Raw genomic sequence first — 8,217 nt, 5'->3', positions numbered from 1 at the left:
GACGGCGATCAACACACCGAAACGGAGGTCGCCTGAAACACCCCGATCCACAGGTATTGACAATTGCTCCAGCTGCGCCACCAGCTCGTCGTTGGTCGCCTCCCGCAACGCCGCCGGCTCCAGCGGCACCGCATCGAGCTCGACGGGCTGCTCATCATTCATCACATCGGTCACAGTGGTCTCCTTCTTACTCAGGAGTTACACCGGAAAATTTACAGTCCCCCGGACAGACCCAGAAAACTTGACGGTCCCAGTCCCTGACCGTGACCCCGATGTCGAGGGGAGTTATTCAGTTGCTGAGATGAGTCTCGGGAGCAGCGCTTTGTCGACCAGAGCTTCGATGGTGGGAGGGGTCGGGGGTCGGTCGGAAAAGATGCACCGGAAGATCAGGTAGCCCGGCAACAGATCGTAAAGCTCGTCGTTGACCGCCGCCGCGCCGATCTCGCCGCGACGGATCGCCTGCTGCAGGACGTGCCAGACCAGAGCTCTGTGTTCATGAAGGAACCGGTCTTGCATAACGTTGTTGAGCGCGGGATTGCAGGACATCTCGACGAGCACCGCTCGGATGGTTCCGGCATGTTCTCGGCCCTGTTCGCAGATAATCTGGCCAAGACACAACAAGTCGCCGCGCAGGGTGCCGGTGTTGGGTGCAACAGCGTTCTGACGGGTGCCTTCGCTGACGGCCGCCAGTATCAGCTCAGATTTCGAGGGCCAGCGTCGATAGACGGTAGCTTTACTGGCATGAGCGGCGACCGCCACGGCCTCCACTGTTAAGCCGTGGTACCCATGCTCCTGCAGGACACCCAATGCCACCCCCAGTAGCTCGCTCTCGCGGGGCGACCACGCGGGTTCTGCGTCCGGGTCGGTTGTCGCGGTCATCGGTTGTCGAGTGCGCGCGCTTCTCGGTGAGATCGGATCCCCGTTCCCCCTACCAAATCGCGCTCCCATTCTTCGAAAACGGTCGCTAGAGACGAGACGGCGCCGGACTTGGACGATCATTGTCATCTGGAGGTTTGCAGTACTCGCGTTGTCCTGTACTCACCCAACATGGCAGTGTTGCCCTGAGAACGGGTGGGTCCGTCGGCCACCATTGTGTCAGACGGACCCACCGTTCTCAGGCATTAACGCGTGCCCGGCAGCGCGGTCCTGGAGTCAGGAAGTGAAACCGGGTATCGGGTAGCGCTGGTTAAGGACGTAGTTTCCGACTTCAGCGATCTTGTAAGAGACGGGATCGTGCAGCGTGTGGGTGCGGATGTTGCGCCAGAACCGGTCGAATCCATAGTTTGGGTGGGTTCCCCGGGCACCGATGACCTCGAAAATTCGGCTGGTCACGTCCAGGCCCGCTTTGGTGGCTATGGCTTTGACTCCGGCTACCTGTACCGTGAGTTCGCCGCGTTCTTGTGGAGTTAATGCGTCACCTTTGTCCCACGCGGTCTGTAGCAGCTGCGCAGCCTCACGTGCTGCAGCATCGCCAGCCTGTAGTTCGATACCGAATTCGCCGTAGCTGCGAATGGTGTACGGATCCTCGACGGCTTGAGTAACCCCAGCCGGCGTCCAGGGGCGTGCCTGCGTTCGGGTGTACTCGCGCGCTGTTTCGAGCGCACCACGCGCGATCCCCAGATACACCGTTGCGAACACCAACTGCACGATCGGGCCGAATAGGCTGCCGCGCCCGGACGCCAGGAACGCCTCGACAACGGCATTGGGTTTGCCCAGCACCTCGTCGGGACGGACTACGACGTTGTGGAATTCGGTGGTGCCGCTGTCGGTGCGCCGCATCCCTAGCGCCTGCCAGTCGTCGTTTGTTTGAACGCCTTCTCTGGTGGTGGGAATGGCCGCGGCAACGATGGCGCCTTGCTGTGGGGAACCCTCCGGTATCACGCCGAACACCAAGAGCAGATCTGAGCCCTTGGCTCCACTGCTGAAGTGCTTGATACCGTTGAGAAGGTACCCGCCGTCGTCGGTCGGGGTGGCAGTTACCTTCCATTCGAGGATGTGGCTGTTGTTCTCGCTGGAGGCGTTCCCGGTCCACCAGTTGTTTTCGGCCAGTTGACGAAGTAGGCGTTCACTTTGCTCGGGTGAACCCCACAGATCAATAACGGCTGGGGTGCTGAGGTGGTATCCGAACAAGTGGCCCAGCGATCCATCGACCTTGGCGATCTCACGCACCACTTCCAGAGCGGTAGGCCAGTCGGCTCCCCAACCGCCCAGGTGCCGGGGAACGGTCACCGAGAGCAGCCCACTGGCGCGTAGATCCTCACGCTCTTCTGTCGCCGAACCACCAGCCTTGTCGCGCTCGACGACGGTAGCTTGCCACTTTCGCGTCAGCTCGCGCGCCACCTCGATGGGGTCGCCATTCCTATTGTTCTGTGCCGTGGCGGTGTCATCGGTCAGGGTCATTGCTGGTCTCCAGTCGTGGATTGAGTGAGGAATTGCGGTGCCGCCCACTGCGTGAGGTCCACCGGATGGTCGAGGAGATTGTGGTCGAGGAGGAACTGTTGAGTTTGGTCGACAACGGCCAGTGCCGAGTCGTCAAGCCGTGGGATCAGATGTTGGGCGAAATCAGCGCCGAAACCGCGTCCGATCGCCGAGGGCGCGACCCCGAGGTTGGCGGCATGGATGCCAACGGTTTCCTCGGGATGGGCCTGTGCCCAACGGCTGGCTTGGACCGCCGCGTCGACGAGTCGTTGCACCAGGTCGGGTCGCTCGTCAACCAGCTGAGCGCTGACCGTCCAGACACTGGCATACCGGCTTCGTTGGTCATCGCCGAGATCGGCGAGCACCCGCGCTCCGCTGAGATCTTCTAACTCCGCCGCCCAGGGCAACCAGGTGAACAGCGCATCAACGTTGCCGCTATCCAGGATGTCCCTCTGGTGGCCGGCCACGTCGGGAAACAGGTCAGCGCCTTTGACACTGGCCGCTGCTTCCAGCCGCTCTTCGGGCACGTCGACGCCAGGGCTTTCGATACGCACCAACTCGACGTCGTCGACCCCTATCCCCCCGATGTGCAGGGTCTGCAAAAGTCCCCGCGCCTCCCAGGTACCCAGCGCGATCAGTGTTTGCCGCCACGGGTCCAAGTGCCGATAATCGCCCAACTCGCCGGTGAGGATGCGGATCGCTGCACCCGACACACCCACCCGCCGGCCCCGCAGCTGCTCCGGTGATGTCACCGGGCTGTCAACACGGACATAGATCCCTTGCCGACCGGCCAGAGGGGTGATGCCTAGCAGGCGGGTGCGTCCCGGCGCCCGCAGGCCCTCACTGATAAGAGGTGGAATTTCGCCACCAAAGCGGGTGTAAGCGGGATGATCGTAGGTGAAATGCAACCCTGCTTGCGCGCCGCTGAGCACATTCAGCGAAATCCCGTTGCCGGCCAACAGGTTTGACTCCAGCGCTGTCAGTAGTGCATTGGGAACCGGGCAGTTGCTGTAGGCAAGAACGTCATGATCAACATCGGTGGTGGTCATCGGATGCTCCCGACTTCAGGGTGAGCCAACCCAAGGTGCTCACGCAGCGTTGTCCCTTCGTACTCGGTACGGAACACACCACGTTGCTGCAGCAGCGGAACCACCTGGTCGACGAACTCCTCGTAAATACCCGGCAGATACGCCGGCGAAATGATGAATCCGTCAGCGGCCCCGGCCTCAAAGTGACTAATCAATTGATCAGCGATCTGTTCGGCAGTTCCGGCCCACTGCGGCACAAACCCGACGTTGGTGCCGTATCGGCGGCCCAGTTCGGCCAGCGTCAGGTCCGCACCGCCACCGGCCACGGCGGAAAACATCTGCAACATGGTCGGCACGTGACGATCCCCGAGATCGGCGACGATGTCGGAAAACTTCGTATCCAGCGGATACTTGGAGAGATTCAAGCCGCTGTGGCTGGATAGCGTCGACAAACCCACTTCGGGATGCACCAGCGAATTGAGATATTCCAGACGTTCCCGGGCCACCTGCTCTGTCTCACCGAGCACCGGCATCACCGCGGTGAATACCTTTGTTTGCTCCGGGTCACGCCCCGCGGCCGCAACGTGAGCTTTGATGTCCTGATTGGGCTTGACCCCGTTTGGTGGACACAGGGTCAGGCGGCTTGTGCCGTCTGATGGATCCGGTTTTCGTATTCCACCGGGGTAATCATGCCGATCGCCGAATGGCGTCGGCGGCGGTTGTAGACCCGTTCGATCCAGTCACCGACGGCGAGCTTAGCGGCCGCTTTGGTCGGCCACAAGTACCGGTCATAGAACTCGACTTTCAGTGTGGCCCAGAATGATTCAGCTGCAGCGTTGTCCCAGCACACCCCGGTACGTCCGACCGAGCGAGCCAGATCATAAGTGCGGGCCACCCGAGCCATCTGCGCACTGGTGTACTGACAGCCCCGATCAGCATGCAAGATCACCTGCCCGGGTAGCTGCCCGCGCAGGGCCACGGCCATCGCGACCGCGGCCTCGACCAGATCGGTGTGCAGATGGTCTTCGATGGACCAGCCGATGATCCGGCGCGAATGCCCATCACGCACGGCGCACAGATACAGCCAGCCTTCGCCGGTACGCAGGTAGGTGATGTCGCTGGTCCACACCCGGTTGAGCTCCCCGGCATCGAACCGTCGTTTGACCAGGTCCGGGATCGGTGGCGCGTCCACGTCGACCACCGTTGTCGGTGGCGCAAACGACCGTGGGCTGATCCCGTGCAGACCTTGACGTGCCAGTGACGCGGCCACGGTCTTACGCGACACGATGCGGCCTTTCTCGCGTAGGTCAGCCAGAATCCGCGGTGCCCCGTACACCCCGTCCGAGGCCTCGTGAGCGGCCGCAACCGCGGCATCCAGACCGGCACGGCGCACCGCAGCTGCCCTCGGTCCGGCGACCGCGTTGGTGCGCCATTTGTAGAACCCTGAGCGGGACACCTCCAGTAGGCGGCACATCCGCACGATGCTGAAGTTGGCCTTCTCCGCGGCAATAACCTGGTAGGCCTCTACCGGTTCTGTTCGGAGGCGAAGAAGGCCGCGGCTTTTTTTAAAAACTCACGGTCCAAACGCAATTCAGCGTTTTCTTTGCGTAGCCGCTGCAACTCGGCACGCTCATCAGCATCGAGCACCGCGTCAGTATCGGTGCCGCCGGCGCGTTGCTGGGCCAGGCGCACCCAACGGCCCAGCAGTTGTTCACCGACACCGATCTCAACAGCCACATGTGCGATCGGCCGGCCCGTCTCGATCACCAGGCGGGCAGCCTGCTCCCGAAACTCCGGGGTGTACTTCTTGCGCTTGCCCGACATACGGACATCCTCCCCGTGGGACCAGCAGTCCCACCAGTTAGGTGTCCACCATCAGGGGTCAACCCCACTGATAGACCGCGCGCATGATGTCGAGGTTGGGCGAGACGCTGAATACCGCTTCAGCCCAGCGCCCCGCGAAGCGACGCCCCCGCGGCGACAAGCCGGCCTGCAAGATGACCGGTTCACCCTGACGGGACCGTGGAACCTGCAACGGGCCACGGACCGACAACCAGCGGCCGCGATGATTGACGTATTGAACCTTCTTGGGATCAGCGAACCGACCGCCAACCTTGTCCAACAACAAGGCATCCTCGGACCAAGAACTCCATAGCTTCTTGACGGCCTCCAAGAATTCGTCAGCCCGGTCGTATCGGATGTCATGCTCAAGGTGCTCATCCACACCGAAGTTGCGTGCCTCGGAGTCGTTCAGCGACGTGACCACATTCCACGAGATCCGGCCATCAGACAGATTGTCGAGCGTGGCAAACACCCGAGCCACATGATAGGGCGGGTAGTAGGTCGTCGAAACCGTAGCGCCCAGACCTAATCGCTGGGTCACCGCAGCCATCGTCGCTATCACGCTGGTCGGCTCCAGCGCCACCGCGCCCTGGCCACCCAGACCGACCCCCGTCTCCAAATTATCGCCATAGCTATCTTCGATGGCCAGGCCATCGGGAAGAAACAACAGATCAAACTTGCCCCGCTCCAGGGTCCGCGCAATCTGCTTGTAGAACTCGCCAGTCAGAAAACCGTTCGTCGCACCGACATGGCGCCACGCGCCATGCGCATGAGTGACGTTGCCGGCCGAGAAAAACCCGGCTAAATGTAGTTGGCGTTGTTCAGCCATAATCAGCAGTGCCTCCGTGGGGATCAGTTACCGGAGACCAATGCTCGGCTACTGCAACCGACCCCAACAGAGTTAGGAGCCCGATGATTCAAAGGGGCACCCAACACGCCACTTCCTCCCGACGACCCACCCGACCTTCGCCGATTCTCGCCCCCGGACGAGTGCCGTCAAAGCGCCACCTGTGAGCAAGATCACCAACCGGCGGGGTGTGCACCTCCGCCCGGCTTCGACACCCTGACGGCCACCGCGGCGGTATCGATGTAAAAATCAATGAAGCGGATGGCTACCGCGCGGAACTCGCACCTCGCTAGCACGCACCGTTACCAGCTAACCGGCCTGGCGATACTCGACGGGCGGCACTTGTCCGCCTGATGAGTGTCCGATCCGGAACTAGCTGAGAGTATTCCGGGAAAACATGAGAGCTGTCCGATTCCGCCCTGTTTTCCGGAACCATCTGAGAGTCGAATTGGCCCTGGCTGCTGGATGTTTTTCCAACGAGGCGCCTGTGCGGACCGGTCTGTGTGGCTCCGATTCCGCGACTACCTGACAGTGCCGGATTGCCGTTCCGGAACATCTGACAGTGCCGGATTCCGATGGCATGCCTGTCGCGCGGGCCTTGTCGGACGCCCCCCAGCCTCCCCGGTCCTTTGCGACATATCCGTCACGTGACGTTCAAGGCTATGTGTGGGTGGATGTCCAGGAAGTGCGAGTTGCCTTCTCAACCAATCGATTTCGCCGCCGGATGGAGCCGCGGCGCCGATTTCGTCGCCGGCCGCATAGTTGATCTTGGCCAGCTTGGGCCCGTGGTATCGACGACTTTACGATCGCCGGCCGAGGTGCGCCTGGAGTGCTTGGTGCTTGTATTCGTCGAAGTTGATGCGCCCGGCGGTGAGTTCGATGAGCCGGAACATGGATTCGCGGTCAGGTGTCGCGCCTTCGATCATGCTGTCGGCGATGGCGTTGTACACGGCACGCTGTTGAGTGGCCGACAGGTTACTGCCGTGCAGCAGCTCGGCCAGCACGGCCAAGCTGTCATCATCGGCGATCTCGCGACCCACTCCGACAGTCTATGTGCGTCAAGCCGAGCGGACGGTTTTGTCACTGTGACACTTCTCCCCCGGGTTTGCTAACGGGAAAGTCACTGATGCACTTCGATTTTGGGTCGTTTAATGGATAATGTTGATTATCCATCTTTCTTGCGTCAGCGTTGACACATGGTCGTCAGCCACGGACCCTCGCCTGCCCCACCCGTTCCCGCAGTGGCCCCTGAGGCATCGGCGGATCCGTTTCCGTTGTGGTTCGTTGAATTCCTCGATGATCGGCAGACCCGCAAACCGTCTGCGCACACGATGAAGGCGTACCGCCAGGATTTCTTCGCAATAGCAATGCTCGTCACGGACGGCAATCCCAGTCGGCTCACTGTTTCTGACATCACCAAAGACTCGATGAGGGCTGCGTTCGCCGCCTTCGCGCGCAATCATGAAGCCGCTTCTATCCGCCGGTGCTGGTCCACCTGGAACGTGCTGTGCACGTTTTTGTTCACGTCGGAGTTGTTGACCGCCAACCCCATGGCATTGGTGGGCCGACCGAAACTCGCACGGTCGCTACCCAAAGCGCTCCCCCGCACCGCAGTTGAGGCGTTGCTGGAAACGGTCGCAAAGGATGTGGAGTCAACACGTCAAACCGATTGGGCTGAAAGAGATCTGGCGATCATTCTTACGGCCTTATTGGCAGGGTTGCGAGCAGAGGAGCTCCGCCAAGCTGACATCGGGGATGTACGGACCGTCGAAGATGGTGCCGGCGTCATCCACGTGAAAGGCAAGGGCGGCAAAGAGCGGACGGTACCCGTGGAGGTCGCCTTGCTGAGAGTCATCGAGGTATACCTCGATAGTCGGGCGATTCGATTCCCTGACGCGGCGAAGCGCCATGCTAAGTCTGTACGCGGCGATCTGACCAGGTGGCCCGGCCGCTCTGCCCCTTGTTCGTTGGCCGCGACGGCGAGCGGATCACACGTGGCACGGTACAGTCGCGGAGCAATTGTCAATACCTGTGGATCGGGGTGTTTCAGGCGACCTCCGTTTCGGTGTGTTGATCGCCGTC

The 8,217-nt window shown here is 61.4% G+C and carries 6 protein-coding genes and 2 pseudogenes; 1 reads left to right on the top strand and 7 read right to left on the bottom strand.

Annotated features, from left to right (window positions below):
• Nucleotides 1–285 precede the first annotated feature (285 nt).
• From AC4LGL_RS00040 to AC4LGL_RS00010, 7 genes and pseudogenes are all read right to left on the bottom strand, one after another.
• A complete protein-coding gene (locus AC4LGL_RS00040) occupies nucleotides 286–879 on the bottom strand; it encodes a TetR/AcrR family transcriptional regulator (protein ID WP_071289706.1) in 594 nt (197 codons plus the stop codon).
• Between the two features lie 273 nt (nucleotides 880–1,152).
• Nucleotides 1,153–2,400 (bottom strand): acyl-CoA dehydrogenase family protein, encoded by a 1,248-nt coding sequence (locus AC4LGL_RS00035; protein WP_071289705.1) that lies wholly within the window; start codon nucleotides 2,398–2,400, stop codon nucleotides 1,153–1,155.
• Entirely contained in the window at nucleotides 2,397–3,467 is a 1,071-nt protein-coding gene (locus AC4LGL_RS00030; protein ID WP_074330961.1) for a type 2 periplasmic-binding domain-containing protein, read from the bottom strand. The genes AC4LGL_RS00035 and AC4LGL_RS00030 overlap by 4 nt, the downstream gene beginning before the upstream one ends.
• Nucleotides 3,464–4,048, bottom strand: a pseudogene (gene dszA, locus AC4LGL_RS00025) (dibenzothiophene-sulfone monooxygenase DszA); the annotation flags it as partial. The pseudogene dszA (AC4LGL_RS00025) and the gene AC4LGL_RS00030, both read right to left, overlap by 4 nt.
• Before the next feature lie 32 nt (nucleotides 4,049–4,080).
• A protein-coding gene (locus tag AC4LGL_RS00020) for an IS3 family transposase (RefSeq protein ID WP_491837048.1) occupies nucleotides 4,081–5,270 on the bottom strand; the annotation gives its coding sequence in 2 pieces (ribosomal slippage) (nucleotides 4,081–5,000 and nucleotides 5,000–5,270; 1,191 coding nt in all).
• Nucleotides 5,271–5,337: 67 nt separating this feature from the next.
• Nucleotides 5,338–6,117, bottom strand: a pseudogene (gene dszA / locus AC4LGL_RS00015) (dibenzothiophene-sulfone monooxygenase DszA); the annotation flags it as partial.
• Nucleotides 6,118–6,935: 818 nt separating this feature from the next.
• Nucleotides 6,936–7,175 (bottom strand): antitoxin VbhA family protein, encoded by a 240-nt coding sequence (locus AC4LGL_RS00010; protein ID WP_065050492.1) that lies wholly within the window; start codon nucleotides 7,173–7,175, stop codon nucleotides 6,936–6,938.
• 156 nt (nucleotides 7,176–7,331) lie between these two features.
• Here AC4LGL_RS00010 and AC4LGL_RS00005 point away from each other — a divergent pair.
• The coding region (locus tag AC4LGL_RS00005) for a tyrosine-type recombinase/integrase (protein ID WP_491837047.1) at nucleotides 7,332–8,217 on the top strand (886 nt) is incomplete at its 3' end.

It is taken from the genome of Mycolicibacterium arcueilense (assembly GCF_058536225.1).
The sequence above is the reverse complement of the archived record's forward strand: the minus strand, read 5'-3'. Positions and strand labels throughout refer to the sequence as shown.